Raw genomic sequence first — 1,090 nt, forward strand, 5'->3', positions numbered from 1 at the left:
TTTGTTGCGCGTGTAGTCGAACAGTCTGGGATGGCTGACCGGAGTGGGTGAGAGTCCTGTAGGCGAAATGTGTGTGGCGGGGGTTGACTGTTTTCCCGAGTAGGACGGGACTCGTGTAATCTCGTGTGAATCTGCCAGGACCGCCTGGTAAGGCTGAATACTTCCTGATGACCGATAGCGGATAGTACCGTGAGGGAATGGTGAAAAGTACCCCGGGAGGGGAGTGAAAGAGTACCTGAAACCGTGTGCCTACAAGCCGTCAAAGCAGTTTTAATGACTGTGCTGGCGTGCCTTTTGAAGAATGAGCCTGCGAGTTAGTGGCATGTGGCGAGGTTAACCCGTGTGGGGTAGTCGTAGCGAAAGCGAGTCTGAAGAGGGCGATCCAGTCGCGTGTCCTAGACCCGAAGCGGAGTGATCTAGCCATGGGCAGGGTGAAGCGCGTGTAAGAGCGTGTGGAGGCCCGAACCCACTTCAGTTGAAAATGGAGGGGATGACCTGTGGTTAGGGGTGAAAGGCCAATCAAACTCTGTGATAGCTGGTTCTCCCCGAAATGCATTTAGGTGCAGCGTTGCGTGGTGCTTGCCGGAGGTAGAGCTACTGGTTGGTTGATGGGCCGTATTGTGTTACTGACGTCAGCCAAACTCCGAATGCCGGTTTAAGTTAGCGTGGCAGTGAGACAGTGGGGGATAAGCTTCATTGTCGAGAGGGAAACAGCCCAGATCATCGACTAAGGCCCCTAAGCGTGTGCTGAGTGGGAAAGGATGTGGAGTTGCTGTGACAACCAGGAGGTTGGCTTAGAAGCAGCCATCCTTGAAAGAGTGCGTAATAGCTCACTGGTCAAGTGATTCCGCGCCGATAATGTAGCGGGGCTTAAGTACACCGCCGAAGTCGTGACATCAAACCTGAAGGGATAACTCCTGGTTTGTTGGGTAGGGGAGCGTCGTGTGGCCGGTGAAGCTGCCGAGTGATCGAGTGGTGGAGGCTATGCGAGTGAGAATGCAGGCATGAGTAGCGAAACACGGGTTGGAATCCCGTGCACTGGATGACTAAGGGTTCCAGGGTCAAGTTCATCTTCCCTGGGTTAGTCGGG

General features: G+C 54.4%; 1 rRNA gene. It reads left to right on the top strand.

Going from position 1 to position 1,090, the window contains the following annotated elements:
• Window positions 1-1,090: ribosomal RNA gene (locus NQ038_RS15155) — 23S ribosomal RNA — on the top strand; the annotation flags it as partial.

This window comes from Brevibacterium sp. 50QC2O2 (genome assembly GCF_024580675.1).
Lineage (GTDB): Bacteria > Actinomycetota > Actinomycetes > Actinomycetales > Brevibacteriaceae > Brevibacterium > Brevibacterium moorei.